Here is a 24,998-nt window from a genome sequence, read left to right as displayed (position 1 = left end):
ATCGCCGCTGGTAACGTGTAAACGGAGCGGCGAAAGCCGTGCGTTGCCCCCGCCCCATGGGGTTGTCACCCAAGCGTGACGATAATCAAGAGGTCCGATTAGCAGGTTGAACCAGGCCCCGTCAGGGGCCTTTTTCTTTTTTTGAGCGATTCGTCCTCGCTCACCGTGCCCGCTACAACTCGCTTTCCAACGTCTTCTGCATGCGCTCCATGCTTTCCTGGCTGACTTGGATGACGCCCGTTCCGGGTTGGTCGATGTCGACGATGAAGGTCAGCACCAGGGCGATCAGTGCCGCGAACAGGCCGGTTGAGGTCAGCCGCCTGCGGGCGTGCAGGCCGGTGCCGTAGGCGATGAAGCCGACCGCGCCGATGCTGACGATGAAGAGCAGGTAGAACACCGGTTCGGGCACATGGTTTTCAAGTGCCACGCGGCGCTTTTCGTTGACCTGCGCCATCTCGTTGATGGCCTGGATGAACATGATGGTGGCGATGCCGGGCGGGTTGTCGGCGCTGGCGGCCGTGATGGCGCGGATCTGGCGTTCGATCCGGCGCGTGGTGAGGCTGGCGGCGTTGGATCGGGCGGTGTCGCTGTCGGCGTCGTGCATGTCGAGCGCGGCGTCGATGTACTCCAGCAACAGGGGCGGCACCTGGGCACGGGCGGTGGGGGCAATCAACTGCGACCGCCAGTAGGCGTTGCCGATGGCGTTGGCCTCTTCCAGCACCAGGTTCTTGCGCGTCTCGAACCGCGTGACCGACATGGCGAAGGTAAAACCCAGCAGCAAGGCCAGCAGGCCGAGCAGGGCGGTTTGCAGCGCTGCGATGTGCGTCTTGTGCGCCTCGTCCGCCGGCTTGCGCTGCTTGCGGCCCAGCCGGAAGCAGAGCTCGATGATGCCTAGCAAGACGATGACGCCAAGGATAAAGAGATAAGACTCGTTGAAGTTCCTGAGCATGGCGCTCCCCGTCGGACAGTGGCCAGCGTATGCGGATTGGGCAGTGGCGGCAAGAGGCCAAATGACCGGGTTGCTGTCAGCGAAACGCCAACATCTTGGAGTAAGGTGTCGGCTTTCCCCTCTGAAGACCCGCACGGAGCAGAACTTGAAAACCCGCAAACTCGGCCGTACCGACCTGGATGTCAGCCTGATTGGATTGGGCACCATGACCTGGGGTGAACAGAATTCCGAGGCCGAAGCCCATCAGCAACTGGACTACGCGCTGTCGCGCGGCGTCAACCTGGTCGATGTGGCCGAGATGTACCCCGTGCCGCCCAAGCCCGAAACGCAAGGGCTGACCGAAACCTATATCGGCACCTGGCTGGCGCGCAGCAAGCGCCGCCAGGACATCGTGCTGGCCAGCAAGGTGGCCGGCCCGGTGCGCGACCCCAAGCGGCCCGGCCACATCCGCGACGGCAAGACCTTCCTGGACCGCAAGAACCTGACCGAAGCGCTGGACGCCAGCCTGAAGCGTTTGCAGACGGACTATCTGGACCTGTACCAACTGCACTGGCCTGACCGCACCACCGCCACCTTTGGCCAACTGAACTACCCGTGGGTGGAAGACGAGCACACCGTGCCGATCGAAGAAACCCTGTCGGTGTTGCAGGATTTCGTGCGCGCGGGCAAGGTCCGCCACGTGGGCGTGTCCAACGAAACGCCGTGGGGCCTGTCGCAGTTCCTGCGTCATGCGGATACCCAGGACCTGCCGCGCGTCGTGTCGATCCAGAACGCCTACAGCCTGTTGAACCGCGTGTTTGAAATCGGGCTGTCTGAATTCACCCACCACGAAAACGTGGGCTTGCTGGCGTATTCGCCGCTGGCGATGGGCATGCTTTGCGGCAAGTACCTGAACGGCGCACGCCCCGAAGGCGCCCGCCTGACGCGCTACACGCGGTTTACGCGCTATAGCAATCCGCAGGCCGAAGCCGCCACCGCCGAGTACGTGGCGCTGGCGCGCGAGCACGGCGTGTCGCCCACGCACCTGGCGCTGGCCTGGGTGAACCAGCGCCCCTTCGTCACCAGCAATTTGATCGGTGCGACGACGCTGGAACAGTTGAAGGAAAACATCGACAGCGTGGACGTGACGTTGTCGCCGGACGTGTTGAAGGCCATCGACGCGATCCACACGCGCTACCCGAATCCGGCGCCCTGATCGCGCTGCTGCTATATCCAGCCCGCGTTGCGCGTTGCCGCAATGCGGGCTTTTTCATGCGCGGCTGGGATATGAGCGATAAGGACAGGGGACTTCGCACCTACGGCTTGAGCGCCAGCCTCAAGTTCTGACGGTTACTTCCCACAGGCGATCAGGCGCGTAGTCGGCCTGTTCGCCTTTCTTGGCATAACCCAGCGGATTGGCGACGACGCGGCAGCCGTCCTTGACGTAGTCATGCGCGCAATGCAGGTGGCCGTGCATCCAGCAGTCGGCCAGCGGCAGCAAGTCGTCCAGCGCATTGCAGAACCCCGCGGTGCCGGGGGTGACGCCGTAGCGCGGGTCGGCGCTGGCCAGCGTGGGCGCGAAGTGGGTGATGGCAAGTGTCGGGCCGTCGAACGGCACGCGCAGGGCGTCGCGCAGCCATTGCTGGCAGGCCAGGCCCTGTTCGCGCATTTGTTCGGCCATGAAGGGCGCGCCGTGGCGGCGCATCTGCGCTTTTTCCAGATAGAAGTCGGCCGCGCGAAAGGCCTTGGCGCGCTTGGCCAGCGCCACGCCGATGGGGTCGCTGTCGGCGGCCAGCGCGTCGAAATCCGTCCACAGCGTGGTGCCGACCAGGCGCACGCCGTCTATCACACAGGTGTCGCGTTCCAGCCATTGGATGCCCAACGCGTGACAGACCTCGCGCAGGCGGTCGTGGGCCTCGTCGAAATCCAGGTTGTCGTATTCGTGGTTGCCCGGCACGAAGACCACGGGCGTGGGCCAGCCGTTGCGCGGTGCGTAGCTGCCCAGGCCGAAGTCGGCGCTGGTCAACCGGGAACCCTGGCGGTACGACCCGATGTCGCCGGCCAGCACCAGCAGGTCGGCGCCGGGGAGGGGCCGCGCCAGAAAAGTCGGGTCGGTTTCCAGGTGCAGGTCAGAGAGCAATTGAATCTTCATGGTCGCTATCTTAGGCTACCCGCGCTTGGGCCACTCAGGTTCAGCGCTCCCCAATCCAGGCCTTTCACGCAGAAGGCCGCCTGCGCGCGGGGTCCCATTCATGCGACACTTTCCCATCGAACCCAATGCAGACAATCAGGAGAAACGCCCATGCGTATCGCGATCGCCACGACCATCACCGCCGCCGCCGCCGCGGTGCTGCTCGCGGCCAGTGTGCAGGCGCAGCCGCAGCCGAAGCCGAGTTTGTATCCGATCAAGTGCGACAACGCCATTACGCAAACCGACATGACCCTGTGCGCCAACCAGGACTACAAAAAATCGGACGCGGACCTGAACGACGCCTACCGGACGCTCATCAAGCGGTTCAAGGGCGACAGCACCAAGACCACGCAATTGCAAAGCGCGCAAAAAGCCTGGTTGTTTTTCCGCGATGCGGAATGTGCGTTTTCGGCCAGCGGGGCCTCGGGCGGCAGCATCTATCCCATGGTGCTGAGCCAATGCCTGGATACGCTGACGCAGGCGCGTACCAAAGACCTGCGCGGCTACCTGACGTGCAAGGAAGGCGACACGGGCTGCCCGGTTCCCCGCGAAGAATGATGCCGCTTGAAGGCAAGTTGCAAGCGGCGGGCCTGATCCTGGACGCCCAAGGCGAGCCGCGCTGCTTCTGGCAGCCGTCCATGCCGGACTATCACGACCACGAGTGGGGCCAGCCCGTGGGCAGTGACCGCCGCCTGTACGAAAAGATCTGCCTGGAAGGTTTTCAGGCGGGCATGGCGTGGATCACCATCCTGCGCAAGCGCGAGGCGTTTCGCGAGGCCTTCGATGATTTCGATTTTGAGCGCGTGGCGCGCTACACGGAACGCGATGTGGAGCGCCTGATGGGTAATGCGGGCATTGTGCGCAACCGCGCCAAGATCGTCTCCACCATCAATAATGCGCGGTGTGCCGTGGCGTTGGCGGACGAGACGGGGTCCTTGGCGTCCTGGCTGTGGCGGCACGAGCCCACGGCGGCCGAGCGGCCCGCAACGGTGGACCTGGCGTACTGGAACGGCAACCCGGCATCGGCGGCCTCCACCCACCTGTCGCGCGCTTTGAAGGCGCGCGGCTGGACCTTCGTGGGGCCGACGACGATGTACGCCTTCATGCAGGCGGTGGGCATGGTCAACGACCACATGAGCGCGTGCGTCTGCCATGCCAGGATCAACGCCGCGCGCGCGGCCTTCCCGCGGCCGTGATGGTGTAATCAGCCATGGGTGATTTACAGTCGGCCCACAATAGTCAGCAAACACAACAAGGCGACGCCATGGTGACCCGTACGTCGAAGGCCTCTGATTCAACGCCTGCTTTTGCGCCCGCGCAGGCGCGTCCCGCCTTGCCCCCCATGGCCCCGGGCAGCCGCATCGCCGTCGTCGGCGGCGGCGTGGCGGGCCTGGGCGCGGCATGGCTGCTGTCCGACAAGTTTTCGGTGACCCTGTACGAAGCGGAGAACCGCGTCGGCGGCCACACCAATACCGTCGACGCCACGGTCGGCGGGGTCACGCATCCTGTCGACACCGGCTTCCTGGTGCATAACGACCTGACGTATCCGCACCTGGTGCAACTGTTCAAGCACCTGGAAATACCCGTACACGCCAGCGACATGACGTTCAGCGTGTCGTTGACTCAGCCCGACCTGGAATGGGCGGGCACCAACCTGGGCACGGTGTTTGCGCAGCGGCGCAATTTGTTGCGCCCCGCCTTCCTGGGCATGCTGCGCGACATCCTGCGCTTCAACCGCCATGCCGCCGCCTATCTCGCGCGCAGCGGCCCGCACGCGCTGCTGGGCGATCTGCTGGATGCTGAAGGCTATGGGCAGGCCATGCGTGATTGGTATCTGCTGCCCATGGCAGGCGCCATCTGGTCCACGCCGCCCAGCATGGTGCTGGCGCAGCCGGCCCGTACCTTTCTCTCGTTTTGCCTGAACCACCGCCTGCTGCAAGTGGCCGGGCGGCCGCAATGGAAAACGGTCAAGGGCGGTGCGCGCCGGTATGTGGACGCGATGTTGCCGCGCATTGCGCAGGTGCGCGTGGCCAGCCCTGTGCATACCGTCAAGCGGCTGGCAGACGGGGTGGAAGTTCGCACCGCGGGCCACGTCGATCGTTTCGACGCCGTGGTGTTGGCCACCCATGCGCCGACCTCGCTGGCGATGCTGGACGCCACCGACGCCGAGCGTGAAGTGCTGTCGCGCGTGCGCTACCAGCCGAACGAGGCCGTGCTGCATACCGACACCGCGCTGCTGCCGCGCCGCCGTTCGGTATGGTCGGCGTGGAACTATCTGGCCGGCCCCACGGCGGATGCACCCATGTCGGTCAGCTACCTGCTCAATGTGTTGCAGCCGCTGCCCTTCAAGCAGCCCGTGATCGTGACGCTGAACCCGCAACGCGAACCCGCGCCGGATCAGGTGCTGGGCCGCTACGCGTACGAACACCCCATTCTGGATGCCGACGCCGTCGAGGCGCAACGCCGACTGCCCGACATCCAGGGGCGTGCGCGCGTCTGGTTCTGCGGCGCGTGGGCAGGGTATGGCTTTCATGAGGATGGGCTGGCGTCGGCCATCCGCGTGGCGGCCGATTTTGGCGTCAGCCCACCGTGGGGCGATGCCCATGAATTACACAACTTGAACGGCACAACATGACAAGCGTCGGCCTGATCGAACTGATGCGCGCGCGGGTGCTGCATGTGCGTACCCGACCGGTGGTGCACCGCTTCGCGTATCCGGTGTTTTGCCTGCGCCTGCGCATCGATCAGGCCGAGCGCTACACGGGCAGCGCGTCGTGGCTGTTCGGCGTCAATCGCCGCCGCCCCGTGGCATTTCATTTTTCGGATCATGGCGCCCGCGACGGCGGCGACCTCATGGCGTGGTTGCGCTCGCGGCTGGACGTGGCGGGCGTGGACTTCAAGGTGGGCGCGGTGTGGTTGCAGTGCTTTCCACGCGTATTCGGCCATGTCTTCAACCCCGTCAGCTTTTGGTACGTGCACGACACCGACGGCCAACTGCGCGCGCTGGTGGCCGAGGTCAACAACACCTTCGGCGAACGCCATCAGTACGTGCTGCGCGCGCCGGACGGTGGCGCCATCCAGGACGGCCAGGCGCTGCATAGCGACAAGGCGTTTCATGTGTCGCCGTTTTGCCAGGTGACGGGCCGCTACCGGTTTCGCGTCAAAAGCGTCGGCGGTGCGCATGTGGCCAGCATTGATTATTTTGACGACCCGGAACAGGCGCAGCCGCTGCTGCACACCGAGATTCGCGGCGCGAGCGTGCCGCTTGCCTCCGGCGCGCTGTTGCGCGCGTTGGCGGCCATGCCGTTCATGACGCTGGGCGTGGTGTTCCGCATCCACTGGCAGGCGCTGCGCCTGTATTTGCGCAAGGTGCCGTTTCACCGCAAACCGCCGGCGCCGCCTACCGAGGTGACGGTTCAGCGGTCCCAAAAAGTCGATTGATGGGGGGGGTGGACGTCGCGGTGCTTGCTTTAGTTGCGGCTCGCAATTACATTGGTTGCGAACCGCAACTGATAGGCGCGCCCATGGACCTGATCGACTTTCCCTCCCAATCCCGTGAACAGACCATTCGCGATCTGCGGGAGTTTTCTCGCAAGCTCGTACGTGAATTGGGCTTCATGCGGACCTCTTTGGCCGGCAGCGAACTGGCGCCGTCCGCCGTCCACGCCATTATTGAAGTGGGCCTGCAACCGGGCATCCAGGCGCGCGACCTGGCCGTGATCTTGCGCCTGGACAAATCCAACACCAGCCGCCAGTTGGCCAAGCTGGAATCCGCCGGCCTGGTCGCCCGCGAGGCGGATCCCGAAGACGCGCGGTCTTCGCGCCTGACCCTGACCGAGGCGGGGCTGGCATTGCGCGACCGCATCGACCAGTTCGCCACCGATCAGGTCTCGCATGCCTTGCGCCGAATGACGCCTGACGACCAGCAGTCCCTGATCCGCTTCATGTCGCTGTACGCCGACGCGCTCTCGCGCGAGAACCCCAACCTGACGCCTTCCACCGCCGCCATCAGCGAGCAGATCATCGAAGGCTATGTGCCCGGCTGCATCGGCGATATTGCCGGCCTGCACGCGCGTTACTACGCGCAGGTCTCGGGCTTTGGCGTGTACTTCGAACGCAAGGTCGCCACGGAACTGGCGGCCTTTGCCGAAGCGCTGCCGGAACACGGCAAGGGCATGTGGCTATATGCGGAGAATGGGCGCACGCTGGCATCCATCGTGATCGATGGCGATCCCGCCATCGGCCAGGCGCATCTGCGCTGGTTCATCGTGGACGAGTCGTTGCGTGGCCTGGGCGTGGGCCGCCACCTGCTCGCGCGCGCGCTGGCGTTCGCGGACACGCACTACCGCGACACGTACCTGTGGACTTTCAAGGGGCTGGACGCCGCGCGCCATCTGTACGAAGACGCGGGCTTTGTCCTGACGGACGAATCGGAAGGCCGGCAGTGGGGCAGCGTGGTGGTGGAACAGCGCTTCCTGCGCCGCCGGCCGTAGTTCGGAATCCGGAACTCGGAATCCGAATGCGCGTCAGAGCACGCTGATGCGCAGTTCGGCCAGCAAGGTGGCCGCCTGGGTCTTGGAAATGGTGGCGCCGGCCAGCCGCGCGGCGGCGGTCAGGTCGATGCCGCTCAAGTCCACTTCGCGCAGGTCGGCGCCTTCAAAGCGCACGTTTTTCAAATTGGCGTTGCGCAGGCTGCCACCGTGGAAGACGGTGTCGCGGAAATCGCTGCCGGCCAGGTCGGCGTCTGAAAAGTCCAACTGCATGATGTTGGTTTTGCGAAACGACACGCCGCGCAGCAGCGCGCCGACCAGCAGGCATTCTTCGACGGTCCAGCCCAGGCAGGCGATGCCGTCGAAGTCGGAACCAGTCAGCTTGCAGCCTTGAAGGTGGGCGCCGGCCAGCCGCGCACGGTGCCACTTGGCGTTGTTCAAATCGCAGTTCTGGAAGGTGGCGTCGCTGGCGTCCGCCGATGCAAAGTTGGCCTGGCCGCCCCGGCAGCGCAGCCAGGTGGTGTCGGCCAGCGTGGCGCCCTGGAACGAGGCGCCCGCAATGGCGCAGGCCGTGAAGCGCGCGCCGCGCAGATCCAGGCGAGAAAAATCGGCGTGCTGGAAATCGCAGTCCTGGAACGACAGCGCCTGGCCGGCCGCGTTGTCAATCAGGGCCAGCATGGCCTGGCGGTCTACTTCCTGGCCGGTGATGGCTTCAAATACGTCTTGCGTCATGCGGGGTGTCTCGGGGTTGCCTACTGAAAACCTATTGAAAAATTTCGCTTTCCACGCAGAACGCCACCAGTTCCTGGTCGTTCTGCACGTTCAGCTTGCGCATGGCGGATATCTTCTGGCCGCTGACCGTCTTGACGCTGCGCTTGAGCGTCTCGGCCACTTGCATCATGGATTCGCCACGGATGAAGTGACGCAGTACCTCGAATTCCTTGGGCGACAGGCTGTTGATGCGTTCGCCGATGAATTTGCTGCGCGAATCCACCGTGCCGTCCCGCTGGAACCCGGGCGGATAGTACTTGCGGCCGGCTTGCAGCGTGTGCAGGGCCGTGACGATTTCGGCCAGGTTGTCGCGCTTGAGCACCACGGCGGCCACGCCCGCGTCATACATGGCGGAAATGATCATGGGGTTGGACACCATGGTCAGCACCACCACCTGCGTTTTCGGAAAGCGCCGCGTCAGGAATTTCACCAGGCGGATGCCGTCGCCATAGGTTTCATCGCCGGGCATGGAGTAGTCGGTGATGACGACATGCGGCAGGTCGTGGGTCAAATGTTCGACCAAGGCGGTCGGACTGGCCAGCAGCGCCGTGACTTCAACGCTGAGATCTTTTTCCAGCAAGTCGCGCATGCCCGCGAGGACCAGCGGATGGTCGTCGGCAAGGACTATTCGGAGTCGTTCCATTCGGGGGCGCCGTGGGGCAATCGTGGAGGTTGTGGGGGTCATTCTGTACCAAGACTCAAACTTGAGCCAGCAGGATCCTGAGCTCATGGGTCAGTCTGGTCACTTCTTGAAAGCCCTCATCGTCTCCGCCGTCGCGCCTGAGTTTGGACTCGATCGCCTGAAAGTCGGATGACAAGGTTGTCATTTTGACCATCACCAGGGCGCCTCGCATCCGGTGCATGGTTTGCAGCGCGGACGTTACGTCCCGGCGGGTGATCGCCTGGTCAAGATTCGCCAGGTCGGCGTCCATGGTGTCCAGGAACAGACGGCGGTACTTCTCGGGCACCAGCGGCTCGGGCGCCGCGTGGGCGGGGACAGGCAAGTTGTCCTGGTTGAGTGACTCTTCGGGCACATCGGGCACCTTTGGCTCTTCCGGCTCTTCCGGCACATCGGACGCCACAATCGCGTCGGCACGCACTCGCGTGATACCGCCCAGGTGGCGGCGCAAGGCGCTCAGTTCAATCGGCTTGACCAGCCAGGAATTCATGCCCGCGGCCATGCAACGGGCTTCTTCGTCGCGCATGGCGTTGGCGGTCACGCCGATGATGGGTTGGGCGTAGCCGCGCGAGCGCAGTTCACCCGTGAGTTCGTAGCCGTTCATCTTGGGCATGTTGACGTCGGTCAGCAGCACGTCATAGGTGGCCATGTTCCACATCGACAGCGCATCCGCGCCGTTGCCGGCCACCGTGACGGTGCAGCCCAGTTGTTCCAGTTGGTGGCGCAGCGTGGCCTGGTTGATGGGGTTGTCCTCGGCCACCAGCACGCGCAGGTCCAGCGGATCCATGAGGGGGTTGGCGGCGGGGGCGGCAGGCACGGGCGGGTCGCCGCGCAGCAGGCGCGAAATGCCGAACCCGATGCTGTCCAGGTCATGTCCGTCCACTTGATCCGGCGCCCCGGCGGCTGACTCGCGCGGATCGCCCGCCGACAGGAAGTGGCCCGTCCAATTGGCGGGCGCGGCGTCAGTGGGACCCAGGATGTCCAGCAATACGTCGTCGGGTTCGCCGCGGCCCAGCGGGGCGGGCGCGCGCTGGGCGTCGGCGCCCCAACGGGTCAGCCACTGGCAAACGTTGTCAGTCAGTTCGCGGTGCGGGCTGCGCACGTAGATGCGGATGCCGTGCAGGTCGGGCTCGTCCACGGGGGGGCCGTCGGCTGGCAGCAAGGCCAGTTCCAGCGAAAAGCTGCTGCCCAGCCCCAGTTCGCTGGTGACGCGGATGTGGCTATCCATCAGCCTGGCCAGGCGCGCGCAGATTGACAGGCCGATGCCCGCGCCGCGCACGGTATGGCTGGCGCTGTCGATCTGGTAGAAGGGGCTGAAAAGCTGGGCCTGGTCTTCCTTGTCGATGCCTATGCCGGTATCCACCACCTGGAGGGCCAGCACCTGCGTGCCGTCGGCCCGGTCCGCGCCATGCAGGCGCACGATGACATGGCCAGACTCGGTGAACTTGATGGCGTTGCTGAGCAGGTTGCTGAGAATCTGCCGGATGCGCACGGCATCGCCCGTGACCCAGGGTGCTACCGAGCCGTCGACGCAGGCAAAGAGCAGCAGGCCTTTTTGCCTGGCCAGCGCGGCGAACGAGCGCGCACAGCTTTCCACCAGTTCACGCGGCCGGAACGGGCTGGAGTCCAGCGCCAGTTGCCCGGATTCGATCTTGGTGATGTCCAGGATGTCGCTGATCAGTTGCAGCAGGATCACCGACGAATTCTGGATGCGCTCCAGATGCTGGCGCTGCTCGGCGTTCAGTTCGGTCATGCCCATGAGCTCCAGCGTGCCCAGTACGCCGTACAGCGGCGTGCGGATCTCGTGGCTCATGGTGGCCAGAAAGGTGGACTTCGCTTCGCTGGCCTTGTCGGCATCGCGTTTGGCCTGCGCCAGGGCACGTTCGATTTCGGCCCGCGCGCTGATGTCCGCGAACGCGCACAGCACCACGTCCTGCTTTTTGTAGCGCGTGGGCGAGTAGGCCACGTACAAGGGGCGGCCGTCGTCGGCGTGGAAGGTTTCAATGGTGCCGGGCGCCGAGGCAGTCAGCACCTGGTCCAGCAGCGGCCGGGCGGCGGGAGAGTCGCGCAAGCCCTGCCCGGTGGCCGCGCCCAGCCATTCCAGCGCCAGGCTGTTGGCGAACAGCACGTCACCATTGGCGCGGGCCAGCACGCACAGCGCAATGGGCGCGGTCTGGATCAGGGTGCGGTTGAATTCTTCGCTTTCGGCGATGTCGCGGTGGGCATTTTGCGCCGGCTCGATCACGCGGCGGGTGTACCAGCGCTGGTAGCCGATGCCGCCGGCAAGGCTAAGCAGCAACAGCAGCGCGGCGGTGATCGGCAGCCAGAGGTTGTCTTCGAAAAAATTGCGATAGCTGACGCGGTAGTACGCGGTCCAGATGCTGGACGGGTCCGACACCTGCAGGATCAGGCCGTCGCGCGTGGCGCTCAGGCCGCTGTGGCCGGCGGCGGGCAGCGGCCCTTCACCGAGCATCAGGCCGATGTCCCGATGCGTCAGCCAAAAGCCGTCGTATTGGATCGAGGGCAGGGCGCGATCATAGATGTTGATACGCGCGCGGCTAAGCAGCGTGGCGACGTAGACGTCGGGCTTGCCGCCGCCGCGATTGGTCCAGGCCGTGCCGGAAAAGCCGGCGTGCAGCAGCCCCATCATGCGATCCGGCAAGCCGCCCGGAGAGATCCACTGTATCTGCCCGTCCGATGCGGCGTCGTCGGTTGTTGCCGAGGCCAGCCGCGCACGCACGGCGTCATTGACCAACAGCAGGGTGTCTTCACTGAGCGGCTCGCCATAGCCCGGTTTGACGTTGATGGCCGGCACCGCAATACCCAGGCTGTCGGTCTTGTTGATCAGGAACGCGGCGGCCGCGGGAAAGTACGAATTCGCCCAGTAGGTGCTGTAGAAATCCGCAAAGTAGCCCGCCGCGGCCGATACCGGGCTATTGGCCACGGGGCATTCCGACGGGTAATTGCAGAACAGCGAGAACGGCATGGCCACCAGCGCGTGTTGCCCGCGATAGATGCGCAGGCCCGGCCGGGTCGAGTCCAGCGGCGTCGATAGTTTGGTGTCTTCGATGGGGGCGCGGCCGTCCAGGCGCTGGTTCTCTTTGCGGAATTGCAGCAGAAAGCCTTCTTGCTCGTGGATGTATCCAACAAGAACGGCGAAGTCCATCAACAGGCGGTCTTCTTCCTGCTTGATGATGCGCTGGGCGCCCCATAGCAGAGCGCCGATCATGATGAGCGCGACGGGCAGAATGCCGAACAGCGCGATATTCAGCCGGCGCGAGGTACGTGCAATCCTGCTAAACGGCGTTTCCTGCATACGCGGGCGAGGGTCCTATAGCGGGTGGGTGGCGTAGGGGCGGGGCTCGTCAGCCAGCAAATCGGTGAAGTCATGGGCGTTGACGGCGGCGGATATCAGGAAGCCTTGGGCGAAATCACAGCCGATCTTGCGCAAAAACTCCAGGTCTTTCGTGTTTTCCACCCCTTCGGCGGTGACTTGCAGCCCCAATTGGCGACCCAACTGTACCGAGGATAACAAGGCCGCGGCGCGCACTTCGTCTTCCGCGGCGCCGCTGACAAAGGCGCGATCGATCTTGAGCTCGGTGAACGGCGTGGAGATCAGGGTATACATCGAGTTGTATCCTTTGCCGAAATCGTCCTGCGCCAGACCGAAGCCTTTCAAGCGCAAGCGGCTTGCGCCCATATAGTAGTGCCCGGGCACCGAGGTGGTTTCGTCTTCAAGCAGTTCGAAAGTGACATCTTCGAAGGGCACACCGCGCTGCGCGACCAGATTGTAAAGCTGGTCGGGCAAGTCAGGTTGATCCAGCAGGCGGGTGGGCAGATTGACCGACACCGGCATTCTGAACCCCAGGCGGCGCCAATCAAGATAGGCGGCCAGGGCGTCGTCCAGCATCCGGATGAGCAGGGCGTGGTCCAGCCCATGATGGCGTACCGCACCCAGGAACGAGGCCGGCAGCATGAAGCCGAATTCAAGGTGATGCCAGCGCGCAAGCGCTTCCGCCCCGACGATATTGCCCGTCGCCAATGCCTTTTTGGGCTGGAACCACGCCTGGATCCGGCCGGTCGACAGCGCTTTTTCAAGTGTGCGACGGTCAAACAGGGGCGTGGACGGCAAAGGCAGCGTGGGCGCCAACGCGCCATCCAGACGTTCGTTGCGCAACCGCCGGGCCAGCGCCAGAGCGTGTTCGCGCGTAACCGGCTTGGTATGGGCCGCGATCACCGACAGCCCCTTTTCCTTGGCCATGAGGCTGACGCTGTTCATGATGCGGCGCGAGCACGCCGTGGTGATCGCCAGCATCGGGTTGCATTGCAGCCGGGCCAGTTCGTGGATGAACTGCACGCCGTCCATGCCAGGCATGTTGAGGTCCATCAACACCAACTGGTAAGAATGCAGGCGAACCATCTCCAGTGCCTCATGCGCCGAATTCGCCATGTCGACGTGCCCAAAGCCCGCCTCCAGGAACAGGCCGCGTATTTGCGCGCATTGAAACGCATGGTCGTCAAGGACCAAGACCTTGTACACGGAAAGCATTGTCAACTCCGGAGTTCTTTAACCGTTTGCAGCGTTTGGCGCAGGATGCTCAGAGGCAGGGGCTTGACCAGCAAGCTGGTCATGCCCGCATTCATGCCGCGCCGCTGCTCGTCGGGAAAGGCGTTGGCGGTGACCCCAAGAACAGGCCGGTCGTAGCCGCGCTTTCGCAAAATGCGCGTGAGTTCGTAGCCATCGACCAAGGGCATGTTCAGGTCGGTGAGCACGGCGTCGAAATGCATCAGGTCAGGCAGGTTCAGTGCTTCCTGGCCGTTGCCGGCCAAGACCACGGTGCAACCCATGTGCTCAAGTTGTTCACGCAGGATCAGTTGGCTGATGGGGTTGTCTTCCGTGACCAATATCCGCAAGCCCAGCACTTCCGGCGCCGCCTTGGAGTCGAACGCCGTGCTGCGGGCCGCGCCGCCTTGGGCCAGCTGCACCGCATGGTTGATGCCTGCCAGGTTGTAGGCGCTGGCGAACCAGTTGCGGTGGCTGTCTTCGACGCGCGGACGCAGGCCCGGCGGATGGACGATGACCTGCGGGCCGATCCAGTTGGCGATCTTCTGCGCATGCGGCCACGCCTGCAACAGCACCGCGGGTTCGGTAGGCACCACGCCGCTGGCGGGGTAGGGCAGCCCGACCGCGCCCCAGCGCCGCAACCAGTCGCAAAGGTTGTGGACGATTTCTGGCACCGCGCCTTGTACGTAGACGACCGTGCTTTCCAGCTCGGGGAAAGCCGTCTCCAGCGCTTCGGGCGCAAGCGGCAAGCGGACTTCAAAGGTGATGCTGGTGCCCAGGCCGGGTTCGCTGACCGCGTTGAGCCTGCCGTTCATCATGTCCGACAGGCTTCGGCAGATCGACAGGCCCAGGCCGGTGCCGGGCAAGGTCACGCAGTTGTCGGCATCCACCTGGTAATAGGGTTCGAACAAGCGGGCCTGATGCTCCGGCGCAATGCCCGCGCCGGTGTCGGCAATCTGGAAACACAGGTCGACGCTTTCGCGGTTGCGGCTGTTGACCTTCAGGCGCAATACGATCTGCCCGGAATCGGTGAACTTGATCGCGTTATTGGCAAGATTGTCGAGAATCTGGCGGATGCGCGTGGCGTCGCCGATTACCGCCGGCGGCGTGTCAGGGTCGGCCACGGCATAGCTGCGCACGCCCTTGGCGTGGGCGCGTGCCGCGAAGCTGGCCACGACGTTGTTCAAGAGTTCAACGGGGGAAAAGGGCGCGCGTTCAAGCACGGTGTGGCCGGCCTCGATACGGGACAGGTCCAGCGTGTCGTTGATGGTGCGTAAAAGCGTCGCCGACGACTGCTGGATGGTTTCCAGGTACTGCGCCTGCTGGCCGCTGACGCGCGTCAGCGAGAACAGTTCCAGCGTGCCAAGAATGCCGTATAGCGGCGTGCGGATCTCGTGGCTCATGGTGGTCAGGAACACCGTCTTGGCCTGGTTGGCGGCTTCGGCGTCGCGTTTGGCCTGCAGCAGGGAATGCTCGATCCGCTTCAACGCGGAAATATCGCTGATGCCGCACAGCACAACCGCTTCGCCGCGGTAAGTGGTTGGGGCAAAGCTCAGGTAGGCGGTGCGGCCGTCGTTGAGCCGGTGTTCGCGGCCAGCCTCTTCGCCGTGGGTTGAGAGGATGTCGGTGCGCCAGCCCGGCGTGCCCTGGAACCAGCGGCGCGCCATGTCGTTGGACAACACGACCGCGCGGTCCGAACGCCGCAGCAGGCACAGGCCCACGGGCGCCACTTCGATCAGTTTGCGGTTAAGCGACACGCTGTCGGCCAGCGCCTCGTATTGGCGCAACGCGGGCAAGACCAGGCGCCGGCGGATGTAGCGCACTCGCAAGATGACCGTGATGATCAGCAATAAGGAGGCAATGGCCGCGGTCTGGAAGGCCAGGGCGTTGTCACGCAGGACGTGCGCCATGGGCGCGTAGTAGACCAGCCGCCAGCCGTCGTCGCCGACCGATTTGCTCAGCACCAGGTAGTCGGGCAACCAACCCTGTCCCTGCAGACCGAACGCATCTTCCCGGGTGGTGTGCGGCAAGGCCCGATTGGTTGTGCCGACGCCGGCGCTGTGCAGTACCGGCCGGCTCATTTCGTCGAACAGCACGTAGTCGCCCGCGCCCGAGCGAGGCGCGCTGATGGCCGATTCCACCCCCTGGACCTCCAGGCCGATCCAGGCGGCTTCCGGGTGCACGGCATCCAGGGGCGTGAAGAGGAACAGGCGCTTGACGGTGTCGTGCGGCGGATGCAGCCAGACGATGGGGGGCAGGCCCTTGGTGGGCGCGCGGGTCTGCACGTCAGCCAGGGTCAGGGCGAGCCATTGCTGGATGGTGGGGGCAATGCCCGGCGAGGCAGGTTGGTCATGCGACCCAACGGGCACGGTGCTGGCATGGCGCAGCGCGCTGTAGACGATGCGGGTGTTGGCTTGGGCAACGCGGCGCAAGTCGCGCGGGGTCAGCACCAGCGCCCAGTCGTAGGCGTCGGGGCCTTCTTGCAGCGGCAGCACTTCCACCTGGCCGGTCTTGCCGAAATGGGTGGGCGTCTTACTGATCGGATCTTGGTTGGTGTTGCGCACCGCGGACGCGGAGATTGAGCGCAAGAGGGATTCGCGCTGGTCGAAAAAGTGCTGCGCTTCGTAGGCAGCGGCATTCATGTGGCGCCGATAGTTGGACACCACATTGCTGAACGCCCAATACAGGTAAAGGGTGGCGCCGGCCGCAATGCAGACGAGCAGCGCCACTGCAAGAAAGTGCAGCAACAACGAGGCGGCGCGCGGAGCGGCCTGGGGTTCTAGGGCGGGAGCGCCATGGTCTTCTACCAGCATTGGACGCATGGTAGAAACACCTGCTTACCCAGAGAATAAGAAGAATCTCAAAGTGGGTGGAACGTAAACGCGGGGTGAATAGCGCCCCAAATATGGTTCGGGAACGCCGGGGAAAACCGTGTCGCGCGTGCGTGGTTGAGCGGGGGATTTAAGAAATTTCTTGTTCTTTTGGCCGGCGGCGTTGGGCACTATTCGTGAGATACCGGACTTCGCCAAGATGCTGCAGCGCGGCGGGTTCACTCGCCCGGTGGCTTGCGCCACCACGGCGGTCAGACGTTAATCGAGAACAGCATGATATTGACCCGGATCCGCCCTCCTGCGCACCTCAACCTTCGGGTCACGCCATGAAAGACGACGCCCGTTCCTGGGCTCTGTCCGAAGAGTCCATCACGCTGCGCTTTCAGCCCGTATTCACGGCGCAGGGTCAAGTCCATGAATACGCCGTGATAGGGCGTTGCCGGCCCTCCCCCTGGAGCGGCTTGAATCCCGTCGGAATGGGCGCGGGCTTGCTGGCCGGCGTGGCCTTCTTCAAGCACTTCAAAACCCCCATCGAACTGTCCTACGAGCACGCGCTGGATGTGCGCGGAACCGGCGACCTGGCCGAACGCCTGTGCAGCGAGCTGGGCATCGGCCTGATGGAAAGTTCGGTATGGGTGAACAAGCATGCGCGCTACGACGACGCCCCGCCGTTGCTGATTCCCGCCAAGCGGCTCACCTTCACCTTGCCCTTGACGGACCGCCTGTCGGACCACGCCGAAGTGCTGGCGCGCTACCCGGAATTCCAAGCCCGTCTGCGCGCCCGCCTGCTCCCTTGCTCCAGTCGAAGCAAGCCATCGGGCCATGGCACCTTGCGTGCCGACGGCCTGCATGTTCAGGTCCCGCTTGGCCTATCCGAAAACCGCGCGCTGCAGGGCCGCTTCTTCACCTTGATGGAACGCGCCTGGAGCGCCAACCTGCAGGTGGTGGCCGGCGGCGTTGAAGACATCCGGGATTTCGCCTGGATGCGCTTGCACAGCGATCTTCTATTCCGCGGCGGCGCCTTGTCCGCGCCGCTCAGTTCTGAATGCCTGGGCATCTGGCTTCAGGCCGACAGCAACGCATGGCGGTCTTTCAATGCATCCACCACACGCTTTGCCGGCGTTGAAAGTACCTAGCTGCTTGCTTCGGATTGCAGGCGGCCCAGAATGAAACCATCCACGGAACTTGTGCGCCCGCGCCACAGCGTCGGCTGCCCTGCAACCGGCGTGCCGTCGGCCATGAAGAACAAGGCGTCGGCCAGGTGGATGTAGTTGGGCAGCGGATCCACCGGCTGAGGCACGCGGAAAACGTCGCCCAATTCTGCAAGCGAACGATGTACGCCTTCTCGCGTGTCGGCGTCCAAGGCGCTGAGCGAACCCGTGAAGCTGGCGGCGAACCGGTCGAAGTATTCCGCACCCGACACGATGGATCCCGACACCAGCATGCCGCCCATCTGCAACGTGACGCCGATGCTTTCAAGCTGGCTGCCGTTGTTCACAAGGTTGACCAGGAATTGAAGAAAGGCGTCGGCGCTCGGCGTGGAACTGGCGTTGGCAATGGAAGGTTCGATGGGCATGGTGGTGTCTTGAAAAGGTCGTGGAAGACGCACAAGATACTCGAATCACGCGAAAAATACCTACCAACCCCAACACGTGCCCGCCGCCGGTTTGCCGCAAGCGCGGTAATTCACGGCGAACCAGAGCTTGCCGGCGTTGCGTGGCGAGCCGTCGCCTTTCACATCAACGCGCGGCAGCTCTTCCAGCGTGTCGCGCTGGTCCTTGATGGATACCCCCGCGACCACGTTTGCCGCCAAGGGAATACGCCCCAGGCTGGCGGCCTGCCGATCGTCGAACACGATGTCGGTATCGGCCAGCGCACCCATCTTCAATGCGGCATCGCGGACGGCAGCGGCATAGCTGTCGTTCGCGCCACCGGGCACAAGCGTGGCATTGAACGTGCTGACCGCCAGAATCTGCGCAGGCGTGGCGGGCGCGGCCATGTGGTACTGGTCAAGCGCGGGCAGCCCGCCTGCCACGACTTGCCGGCGCAACCAGTCGCCCCACAGGAATTCCGCGAACTCCGGCAGGTTGCCGTTTTCGTACGCGATGTCGCGGGTGAAGTAGACCAGCGAGCGGTAGCGGTCTTCCTGCATGCCGCCGGCTTCGTCGGCGCTGGCCAGACCCAGGCGGCTGGGTAGCTGGTCAACGGTAATGGGCTGGTTCTGGCCGTCGCGCAACCAGGCGCGGCGCTCGTCGACCATGCGCTGCCAGAACGCGGCGGCGGTCGGCAGGTCGCTATAGTTGGCGTCCACCTTGACCCAGACGGGCAGCTTGGGGCCGCCATCGAAAATCTCGCGCAGCGATGAGAACGTGTGATGACCGTCGGTCAGGTACAGGTTGCCGTCCCAACCGACCACCACTGTCTTCAAGTTTTCGGTGTGCGTGCCGGGCGCGTCCAGGCAGGTGAAGGAGCTGGGGGCGTCCAGGCGCGCCGCTTGGGCTGCCGCCAGATCGGCGAACGCGGCGGCGCGCTCGGTGCCGCCCATGTCTTCGCAGTAGTCGTCAAATTTCTTGCCAACGGTGCGGTTCAGGTAGTCCAGCTTGCGCGCGTCGTCGCCCGCCCAGGATCGGTTGAAATCGCCTTGCCAGCGGCCCAGTTTGTAGTAGATCTGGTCGTAGCCGATGGCGGCCTGCGTTGGGCGCAATTCCTCGATGCGCACCTGGATGACGTCCCCGGCCTTGGTGTTCAGGTAGGCAGGGTTGCGCGTGGGCGCTTGGGATTCAGGCGCGGCTTGCTCGACGGGCGGAGCATCATCGCCGCCGCCGTTGCAAGCGGCAAGCGCCAGCGGCAGCAACATCGCGGCCAATAGGCGCATGAGCGGAAGGCGGGGCAGTAAACGGGCGGAATCAGGAGTCATAAGCCAGGGGCGACGTTGCAAGCGAAAAGTATCCGATCATGACTGGAGCGTGTTTCTTCCGTATTGCACCGCCCGGAATGGCGGGTACAGGTTTCCCAATGGCGGGGGGCTTGTCCATAATCGGGCCTTGATTCAGACGGGAGGATAAGGGCAATGGCTACCATCAGACACTGGCGCGCGTGCTTCGTCTTCGTGCTGGGCGCCTTGGGCGCACAAGCGGGCGCCGCCGAAAACCCAGCCGCGCAATTGCGGGAGGCCGCCGCACAAGGCGAAACCGCGCGCGTACAAGAATTATTGGCGCAGGGCGTGCCGCTTGATGGGCGCGATGCCGAGGGCAATACCGCGCTGTTGCGCGCGACGCAAGGCAATCAAGTGGAAACGGCGCGCGTGCTGATCGAGGCGGGCGCGGACGTGAACGCGCAAAATCGCATGCAGGACAGCGCCTACCTGCTGGCGGGCGCCCAGGGGTATCGCGAGATCCTTGAACTGACCTTGCGCCACGGCGCTGATTTACGCAGCACCAACCGGTACGGCGGCACGGCGCTGATTCCGGCTTGCGAGCGTGGGCATGTGGATGTGGTCAGGACGCTGCTGCAAGCTGGCGTGGACCCCAACCATGTGAACCGGCTGGGGTGGACGGGGCTGCTTGAGGCCATCATCCTGAGCGACGGCGGCCCGCGGCATCAGGCGATTGTTGCGTTGCTGATCGCGGCTGGCGCCGATGTAAATCTGGCCGACCGCGAAGGCCGGACTCCGCTGCAACACGCCCGGCAGCGCGGGCAGGCGGAAATCGTGCAACTGCTGGAACGCGCGCAGGCACGGTGAACGCAAGCGGGACCCGCCGTACAGGCTTGCACGGCGGGTCCCGCTAGCCAAACCGCTTAGAACTGGTGGCGGATGCCCACGCCCGCGGCGGTGCTCTTCAGGCCGTCGATGAACGCGTAGTCCGTGCCATACGAACCGTAGGCATACAGGTTGGTGCGCTTGGACAGGTCGTAGGTGTAACCCACGCTGTAGACGTTCATGTTGGCGTCGCCGCCCGTCAGCTTGTCATTGGACGGGGCCACGTGCTGCCACGAGGCGAACAGGCTGCCGGCCGCGCCGGTCGGCAAGGTCGCGCCCAGCATGTAGGCGTTGGCCTTGAAGCCGTTCACGAAGCGGTTGGTGCCGAATTCGTCGCTGAAGGGCGTGCCGGCCGGCAGGTCCTGGCCCACGAACCAGCCGTCGGTGGTGCGGCCATAGGCGGCGGCAAGCTTCACCACTTCCAGGTCGTAGGACACGCCCAGCGCGTATTGGCGCGGCGTGGCGTCGTTGTCGATGGTGGTGCTGCGGTTGGAGCCGTTCAGTTGGTCGTAGGTCAGCGCCACGTTCAGCGGGCCTTGCACGTAGCGCAGGCCGGCCGTGATGCCGCGCGTGTTGTCGGCGGTGCGAAAGCCCGTCTGGTCGGCGGTCGTGTCGTCGGCGTTGAACGAGTAGCCGATGCCGAATTCAAAGCCATTCACAGACGGCGTGCGGTACATCACCATGTTGTCCCAGCGCATGGTGTTGGCCGCGCTGAAGCCCAGGCCCAGGTTCGATTGGGTGTAGCTGGTGTAGAAGGGGTCGATGTCGGCCAGGTAGTTCGAGCCGATGGTGGCCTGGCGGCCGAAATCGATCGAACCCCAGGCGTCGTTGGCCAAACCGATGGTGGCTTGGCGGCCGAACAGGCGGCCCGATTGGCCGCGTTGGCCGTTGGCGGAATCAAAGCCGCTTTCCAGCTTGAAGACGGCGCGCAGGCCATCGCCCAGATCGTCGGATCCGCGCAGGCCCCAGCGGGAGCCGGCCTGGATGCCGTTGATCATGCCGAGCTTGCTACCGCTGTAGCCGTCGCCCTTGATTTTGTTGTAGCCGATGCCGGTGTCGATGACACCATAGAGGGTGACTGACGGTTCTGCCTGCGCAATGCCTGTAAAAGCGGTCAGCATTGCGGCGGCGAGCAGCGTCTTTTTCATCCGGGGAACTCCTGGGAATTAAGGTTGGAAAACACAAAGGGAACAGCACGCCGGGCATGAAGCCAGGCGGTGTTCCCGACCGGAAGTGTAGAACATTCGCGCTATTTGCCTGACATCAGGCGGGATTTTCTGGCTATTTCGCTTAAGAAACGGGGACGAAATATCCAAAAATCAGGCTGATGAAACGGGGCGATGGTGATCGCGATTGACCGCGTCACCTGATAGTGGCATCTTGCCCCGAAGCTGCATTCATGGAACTCGCCCGTGGACTATCCACTGCCTCTTGTCACCGTCGACGCCGTCCTGCTCACCTTGCGGGCGGGCGCCCTGGAAATTGCCTTGCACCAGCGCGACCGCGCGCCATTCAAGAACGCCATGGCTTTGCCGGGCGGCGTGGTGCATGTGGACGAAGACCGCGACACCGAAGCCAGCATCCGCCGCGTGCTGCGGGAAAAGACCGGCTTTGAACCGCGCTACCTGGAACAGTTGCAGGTGTTCTCCGGCAAAGACCGCGACCCGCGACAATGGTCGTTGTCGGTGTCCTACGTGGCGTTGGTGCCGGCGGCGGAATTGGAAGCCGCCACGCAAGCCGACTTTCGTTTCGTCAGCGTGGACGCGCTGCCGCCGCTGGCCTTTGACCACGCGGATATCGTCGCGGCCGCGGTCGCCCGTCTGCGTGGCAAGTCCAGTTATTCCACCTTGCCCTTTTTTCTGCTGCCCGAACGCTTCACGCTGACGGAGCTTCAGCACACCTACGAAGCGATCTTGCAGACTCGGCTGGAAAAGTCGAACTTCCGCCGCAAGATGGAAGCGTGGGGCGTGCTGGAAGCCACAGGCGAACAGGTTGGGGGCGCGCAGCGGCCCGCGCAGTTGTATCGCCTGAAGGACTTCACCTTGTTCGACCGTAGCGTCGGCTAGCACCGGGCGACGTCCATTCACTACTTAGTTGCAAATAAATAATAAGTAGATCTATACTTGCCTCACTTAGTTTTAAAGTGCCACTAAGGGCTGATCATGTTCACCATCACTGCGGTAGTAGAAGGACAACGCATCACCGGCACGCCGGCTGCGTTTGTATTTCCCGGCGGCGAAAGCCAGGTTACGGTGCCGGCCAACTTGCGGGCCCAAGCCGATGCGGCCAGCGCGTTCCGTATCCACGCCTTGTTGAAGTCGGCCAACGACGTCATGCAATTGCTGATGCTGACGGACGCCCTGCGCCGCCTGAACCCGGCAGTGCCGGTGCACCTGGACATGCCCTATGTGCCGTACGCGCGCCAGGACCGCGTCTGCAACCCCGGCGAAGCCTTGGGCGCGGCGGTGTTCTGCAAGCTGATCAACGATCAGCAATACGCCACCGTGACCGTGGTGGAACCGCACAGCGACGTGACCCCCGCGCTGTTGCAGCGTTTGCGCGTGGTGGACGCCGCCGCATTCCTGAAGAACGCGCTGGCCGCGCCCGCCTTCGCGCAGGGCGTCACGCTGATGGCCCCGGACGCCGGCGCCCGCAAGCGCGTGCAGGCCTTGGCCAAGACGCTGGGCGTGGCGCAGGTTCGCTACGCCGAAAAGGTGCGCGACACCCAGACCGGCCGCATCACTGAAACGCGCGTGCCGGACGATATTCCCGATCAGCCCGTGCTGGTGGTGGACGACATCTGCGACGGTGGCCGCACGTTCCTGGAACTGGCCGCCGCCCTGGGCGAAAAGACCCGCCAGCCGCTCTACCTGTATGTCACGCACGGCATCTTCAGCAAGGGCTTGGCCGAGCTGAACGCCCGCTACGCCGGCATCTACACCGCCTATGACTGGACGGACGCCGAAGGCGCGAACGCGCCGGTGCTCGTCAACATTGAAAACTGAAAGTCTGGAAGGAACCCGCACCATGAATGCTCCCGAACCCCTCACCGTCAAGAACGGCATCAACCCCTTCCTGCAAGCGGACTTCTACAAGACCGGCCACCCGTTCCAGTACCCCAAGGGCACCAACAAGATCCTGGCCAACTTCACGCCGCGTTCGGCGCGTCTGGCCCCGGTGCTGCCTGAACTGTTCGACGACAAGATCGTCTGGTTCGGCCTGCAAGGCTTCATCAAGGAAATCCTGATTGATCTGTTCAACCGCGAATTCTTCGGCAAGCCGGCAGGCGCCGCCGTACGCCAGTATCAGCGCCGGGTGGATAACGCGTTGGGCAAGGGCGCGGTCACCGTGGACCACTTGCAGGCCTTGTACGAGCTGGGCTATCTGCCGCTGGAAATCCGTTCCGTGCCGGAAGGCGCCCGCGTCGATATCCGCGTGCCGCCCGTCACCTTCATCAACACGCACCCCGACTTTGCCTGGCTGGTGACGTATATCGAAACCCTGTTCAGCTGCGAATCTTGGAAGCCGTCCACGGTGGCCACCATCGCCTTTGAATATCGCAAGCTGTTGACGTACTTCGCGCGCCTGACCGGCAGCCCGATGGACTTCGTGAACTGGCAGGGGCACGACTTTTCCATGCGCGGCATGTCGGGCCTGTACGACGCCCGCAAGAGCGGCGCGGGCCACTTGCTGTCATTCACCGGCACCGACACAATTCCCGCCATTGATTATCTGGAAGACATCTACGGCGCCGACTCCGACCGCGAACTGGTTGGCGGCTCGGTGCCGGCCACCGAGCACTCGGTGATGTGTCTGGGCAGCAAGGAAGGCGAGATCGAGACCATCCGCCGTCTGGTCACGCAGGTGTACCCGGCGGGCATCGTGTCGGTGGTGTCGGACACCTGGGACTTCTGGCAGGTGGTGACGGATTTTGCCGCCGCGCTCAAGCCCGAGATCCTGGCGCGCCAGCCTGACGCCTTCGGCAATGCCAAGGTGGTGTTCCGCCCCGATTCCGGCGACCCCGTGAAGATCCTGACGGGCTATTTCTGCATCGACGTGTCCAGCGTGGACGATGGCGACGCGCTGGCCGCCGCCCGCCGTGACGGTTTCGAGGCCGTGCGCGATGCCACCACCGGCCAATACTGGCTGCTGGACGACAAGGCCCACGCCACGCAAACGCTGCGCGAGGCCGAGGTCAAGGGCGCGGTGCAGTGCTTGTGGGATCTCTTCGGCGGGGTGGTGACCGAGCGCGGCTACAAGCTGCTGGACCCGCACGTCGGCCTGATCTACGGCGATTCCATCACCTTGGCGCGTGGCCGCGACATTCTGGTTCGGCTTGAGCGCAAGGGCTTTGCGTCCGGCAACGTGGTGCTGGGCATCGGCTCCTACACCTATCAGTACCTGACGCGCGACAGCTTTGGCTGGGCGTTGAAGGCGACGTATGCCGAAGTCAATGGCGTGCCTGAAGAACTGGTGAAGGACCCGGTGACGGATTCCGGCGTGAAGCGTTCGGCCAAGGGTTTGCTGCGGGTGGAAGAAACCGCCACGGGGTATGTGCTGCATGACCAGCAAACGCCCGAACAAGCCGCGGGCGGCGCGCTGGTGCCGGTGTTTCGCGATGGCCAGTTGCTGCTTGAGCAGAACCTGGCGCAGATCCGCGAACGGCTGCAAGGGTCTTGGGTCTGCCCCGAGCCGGGCAGCATTGTCTGGCCGCAACGTTGAACCGCTGCTGACTCGCTGAGCGGCTCATAAAAAAGCCGCGCTGCCCATGACGGGTAGCGCGG

21 protein-coding genes are annotated in these 24,998 nt (G+C 64.2%); 11 read left to right on the top strand and 10 right to left on the bottom strand.

The window, feature by feature from the left end:
- Window positions 1–172 precede the first annotated feature (172 nt).
- A complete protein-coding gene (locus tag ELS24_RS24940) occupies window positions 173–949 on the bottom strand; it encodes a DUF4239 domain-containing protein (protein WP_050445432.1) in 777 nt (258 codons plus the stop codon).
- Window positions 950–1,094: 145 nt separating this feature from the next.
- Between ELS24_RS24940 and ELS24_RS24935 the strand changes: the two genes are divergently transcribed.
- Window positions 1,095–2,144: an NADP(H)-dependent aldo-keto reductase gene (locus ELS24_RS24935; RefSeq protein ID WP_050445431.1), complete on the top strand. Its 1,050-nt coding sequence runs from the start codon at window positions 1,095–1,097 to the stop codon at window positions 2,142–2,144.
- Between the two features lie 120 nt (window positions 2,145–2,264).
- Here the strand turns inward: ELS24_RS24935 and ELS24_RS24930 are convergent, their stop codons facing one another.
- Window positions 2,265–3,080 carry a metallophosphoesterase gene (locus tag ELS24_RS24930; RefSeq protein WP_127185629.1) on the bottom strand — a complete coding sequence of 272 codons (816 nt, stop codon included), beginning with the start codon at window positions 3,078–3,080 and terminating at the stop codon, window positions 2,265–2,267.
- Between the two features lie 150 nt (window positions 3,081–3,230).
- Between ELS24_RS24930 and ELS24_RS24925 the strand changes: the two genes are divergently transcribed.
- The 5 genes from ELS24_RS24925 (at window position 3,231) to ELS24_RS24905 (ending at window position 7,612) form a co-directional block, all read left to right on the top strand.
- Window positions 3,231–3,677: a lysozyme inhibitor LprI family protein gene (locus tag ELS24_RS24925; protein ID WP_127185628.1), complete on the top strand. Its 447-nt coding sequence runs from the start codon at window positions 3,231–3,233 to the stop codon at window positions 3,675–3,677.
- Entirely contained in the window at window positions 3,674–4,315 is a 642-nt protein-coding gene (locus ELS24_RS24920) for a DNA-3-methyladenine glycosylase I (RefSeq protein WP_240669376.1), read from the top strand. Before ELS24_RS24925 ends, ELS24_RS24920 begins: the two co-directional genes overlap by 4 nt.
- 146 nt (window positions 4,316–4,461) lie before the next feature.
- Complete coding sequence (locus ELS24_RS24915) at window positions 4,462–5,754, top strand: NAD(P)/FAD-dependent oxidoreductase (protein ID WP_370641218.1); 1,293 nt, start codon at window positions 4,462–4,464, stop codon at window positions 5,752–5,754.
- A complete protein-coding gene (locus ELS24_RS24910; protein WP_240669375.1) occupies window positions 5,751–6,560 on the top strand; it encodes a DUF1365 domain-containing protein in 810 nt (269 codons plus the stop codon). Before ELS24_RS24915 ends, ELS24_RS24910 begins: the two co-directional genes overlap by 4 nt.
- Window positions 6,561–6,643: 83 nt before the next feature.
- Window positions 6,644–7,612: a bifunctional helix-turn-helix transcriptional regulator/GNAT family N-acetyltransferase gene (locus ELS24_RS24905; RefSeq protein WP_127185626.1), complete on the top strand. Its 969-nt coding sequence runs from the start codon at window positions 6,644–6,646 to the stop codon at window positions 7,610–7,612.
- Between the two features lie 33 nt (window positions 7,613–7,645).
- Here the strand turns inward: ELS24_RS24905 and ELS24_RS24900 are convergent, their stop codons facing one another.
- Genes ELS24_RS24900 through ELS24_RS24880 form a run of 5 tightly spaced genes read right to left on the bottom strand, consistent with a single transcriptional unit; the run spans window position 7,646 to window position 16,445 of the window.
- Window positions 7,646–8,341, bottom strand: coding sequence for a pentapeptide repeat-containing protein (locus ELS24_RS24900; RefSeq protein ID WP_127185625.1), 696 nt, complete (start codon window positions 8,339–8,341; stop codon window positions 7,646–7,648).
- A gap of 31 nt (window positions 8,342–8,372) precedes the next feature.
- Window positions 8,373–9,023, bottom strand: a complete 651-nt coding sequence (locus ELS24_RS24895) for a response regulator (protein WP_050445426.1) — start codon at window positions 9,021–9,023, stop codon at window positions 8,373–8,375.
- 55 nt (window positions 9,024–9,078) lie between these two features.
- Complete coding sequence (locus ELS24_RS24890; RefSeq protein ID WP_127185624.1) at window positions 9,079–12,375, bottom strand: hybrid sensor histidine kinase/response regulator; 3,297 nt, start codon at window positions 12,373–12,375, stop codon at window positions 9,079–9,081.
- A 15-nt stretch (window positions 12,376–12,390) separates the two neighbouring features.
- Window positions 12,391–13,608, bottom strand: coding sequence for an EAL domain-containing response regulator (locus tag ELS24_RS24885; RefSeq protein ID WP_050445424.1), 1,218 nt, complete (start codon window positions 13,606–13,608; stop codon window positions 12,391–12,393).
- Between the two features lie 2 nt (window positions 13,609–13,610).
- On the bottom strand, window positions 13,611–16,445 hold the full coding sequence (locus ELS24_RS24880; protein ID WP_332310589.1) for an ATP-binding protein: 2,835 nt from the start codon (window positions 16,443–16,445) through the stop codon (window positions 13,611–13,613).
- A 335-nt stretch (window positions 16,446–16,780) separates the two neighbouring features.
- Between ELS24_RS24880 and ELS24_RS24875 the strand changes: the two genes are divergently transcribed.
- Complete coding sequence (locus ELS24_RS24875; protein WP_127185623.1) at window positions 16,781–17,590, top strand: hypothetical protein; 810 nt, start codon at window positions 16,781–16,783, stop codon at window positions 17,588–17,590.
- Here ELS24_RS24875 and ELS24_RS31110 read toward each other — a convergent pair.
- Both ELS24_RS31110 and ELS24_RS24865 read right to left on the bottom strand, forming a co-directional pair.
- Window positions 17,587–18,030, bottom strand: coding sequence for a gas vesicle protein (locus tag ELS24_RS31110; RefSeq protein WP_198158128.1), 444 nt, complete (start codon window positions 18,028–18,030; stop codon window positions 17,587–17,589). The genes ELS24_RS24875 and ELS24_RS31110 overlap by 4 nt on opposite strands.
- 60 nt (window positions 18,031–18,090) lie before the next feature.
- Window positions 18,091–19,329, bottom strand: coding sequence for a ParB/Srx family N-terminal domain-containing protein (locus tag ELS24_RS24865; RefSeq protein WP_240669374.1), 1,239 nt, complete (start codon window positions 19,327–19,329; stop codon window positions 18,091–18,093).
- Window positions 19,330–19,524: 195 nt separating this feature from the next.
- On the opposite strand from ELS24_RS24865, the gene ELS24_RS24860 reads away from it, so the two are divergent.
- The gene (locus ELS24_RS24860) at window positions 19,525–20,196 is read left to right on the top strand and encodes an ankyrin repeat domain-containing protein (RefSeq protein ID WP_127185621.1); all 672 of its coding nucleotides are present in this window, start codon (window positions 19,525–19,527) and stop codon (window positions 20,194–20,196) included.
- Between the two features lie 56 nt (window positions 20,197–20,252).
- Here ELS24_RS24860 and ELS24_RS24855 read toward each other — a convergent pair whose 3' ends face one another.
- Complete coding sequence (locus tag ELS24_RS24855) at window positions 20,253–21,362, bottom strand: porin (protein ID WP_050445420.1); 1,110 nt, start codon at window positions 21,360–21,362, stop codon at window positions 20,253–20,255.
- 264 nt (window positions 21,363–21,626) lie between these two features.
- Here ELS24_RS24855 and ELS24_RS24850 point away from each other — a divergent pair, with 264 nt between their 5' ends.
- The 3 genes from ELS24_RS24850 to ELS24_RS24840 all read left to right on the top strand — a co-directional run bounded on the left by ELS24_RS24850 (window position 21,627) and on the right by ELS24_RS24840 (window position 24,936).
- Entirely contained in the window at window positions 21,627–22,280 is a 654-nt protein-coding gene (locus ELS24_RS24850; RefSeq protein WP_127185620.1) for an NUDIX hydrolase, read from the top strand.
- A 96-nt stretch (window positions 22,281–22,376) separates the two neighbouring features.
- Complete coding sequence (gene prs, locus ELS24_RS24845; protein ID WP_127185619.1) at window positions 22,377–23,219, top strand: ribose-phosphate diphosphokinase; 843 nt, start codon at window positions 22,377–22,379, stop codon at window positions 23,217–23,219.
- A 22-nt stretch (window positions 23,220–23,241) separates the two neighbouring features.
- A complete protein-coding gene (locus ELS24_RS24840) occupies window positions 23,242–24,936 on the top strand; it encodes a nicotinate phosphoribosyltransferase (protein ID WP_127185618.1) in 1,695 nt (564 codons plus the stop codon).
- Window positions 24,937–24,998: the final 62 nt, after the last annotated feature.

This window comes from Achromobacter spanius, from assembly GCF_003994415.1.
Taxonomy (GTDB): domain Bacteria; phylum Pseudomonadota; class Gammaproteobacteria; order Burkholderiales; family Burkholderiaceae_B; genus Achromobacter; species Achromobacter spanius_C.
This window is presented reverse-complemented; position numbering and strand designations above follow the sequence as displayed.

Excerpts from the sequence above, each read along its gene's own strand:
- ELS24_RS24930 (WP_127185629.1), bottom strand. The coding sequence starts at position 3,080 with ATGAAGATTCAATTGCTCTCTGACCTGCACCTGGAAACCGACCCGACT.
- ELS24_RS24855 (WP_050445420.1), bottom strand. The coding sequence starts at position 21,362 with ATGAAAAAGACGCTGCTCGCCGCCGCAATGCTGACCGCTTTTACAGGC.
- ELS24_RS24875 (WP_127185623.1), top strand. The coding sequence starts at position 16,781 with ATGAAAGACGACGCCCGTTCCTGGGCTCTGTCCGAAGAGTCCATCACG.
- ELS24_RS24885 (WP_050445424.1), bottom strand. The coding sequence starts at position 13,608 with ATGCTTTCCGTGTACAAGGTCTTGGTCCTTGACGACCATGCGTTTCAA.
- ELS24_RS24840 (WP_127185618.1), top strand. The coding sequence starts at position 23,242 with ATGAATGCTCCCGAACCCCTCACCGTCAAGAACGGCATCAACCCCTTC.
- ELS24_RS24920 (WP_240669376.1), top strand. The coding sequence starts at position 3,674 with ATGATGCCGCTTGAAGGCAAGTTGCAAGCGGCGGGCCTGATCCTGGAC.
- ELS24_RS24895 (WP_050445426.1), bottom strand. The coding sequence starts at position 9,023 with ATGGAACGACTCCGAATAGTCCTTGCCGACGACCATCCGCTGGTCCTC.
- ELS24_RS24910 (WP_240669375.1), top strand. The coding sequence starts at position 5,751 with ATGACAAGCGTCGGCCTGATCGAACTGATGCGCGCGCGGGTGCTGCAT.
- ELS24_RS24925 (WP_127185628.1), top strand. The coding sequence starts at position 3,231 with ATGCGTATCGCGATCGCCACGACCATCACCGCCGCCGCCGCCGCGGTG.
- prs (WP_127185619.1), top strand. The coding sequence starts at position 22,377 with ATGTTCACCATCACTGCGGTAGTAGAAGGACAACGCATCACCGGCACG.
- ELS24_RS24865 (WP_240669374.1), bottom strand. The coding sequence starts at position 19,329 with ATGCGCCTATTGGCCGCGATGTTGCTGCCGCTGGCGCTTGCCGCTTGC.
- ELS24_RS24900 (WP_127185625.1), bottom strand. The coding sequence starts at position 8,341 with ATGACGCAAGACGTATTTGAAGCCATCACCGGCCAGGAAGTAGACCGC.
- ELS24_RS24905 (WP_127185626.1), top strand. The coding sequence starts at position 6,644 with ATGGACCTGATCGACTTTCCCTCCCAATCCCGTGAACAGACCATTCGC.
- ELS24_RS24860 (WP_127185621.1), top strand. The coding sequence starts at position 19,525 with ATGGCTACCATCAGACACTGGCGCGCGTGCTTCGTCTTCGTGCTGGGC.
- ELS24_RS31110 (WP_198158128.1), bottom strand. The coding sequence starts at position 18,030 with ATGCCCATCGAACCTTCCATTGCCAACGCCAGTTCCACGCCGAGCGCC.
- ELS24_RS24880 (WP_332310589.1), bottom strand. The coding sequence starts at position 16,445 with ATGCGTCCAATGCTGGTAGAAGACCATGGCGCTCCCGCCCTAGAACCC.
- ELS24_RS24890 (WP_127185624.1), bottom strand. The coding sequence starts at position 12,375 with ATGCAGGAAACGCCGTTTAGCAGGATTGCACGTACCTCGCGCCGGCTG.
- ELS24_RS24915 (WP_370641218.1), top strand. The coding sequence starts at position 4,462 with ATGGCCCCGGGCAGCCGCATCGCCGTCGTCGGCGGCGGCGTGGCGGGC.
- ELS24_RS24940 (WP_050445432.1), bottom strand. The coding sequence starts at position 949 with ATGCTCAGGAACTTCAACGAGTCTTATCTCTTTATCCTTGGCGTCATC.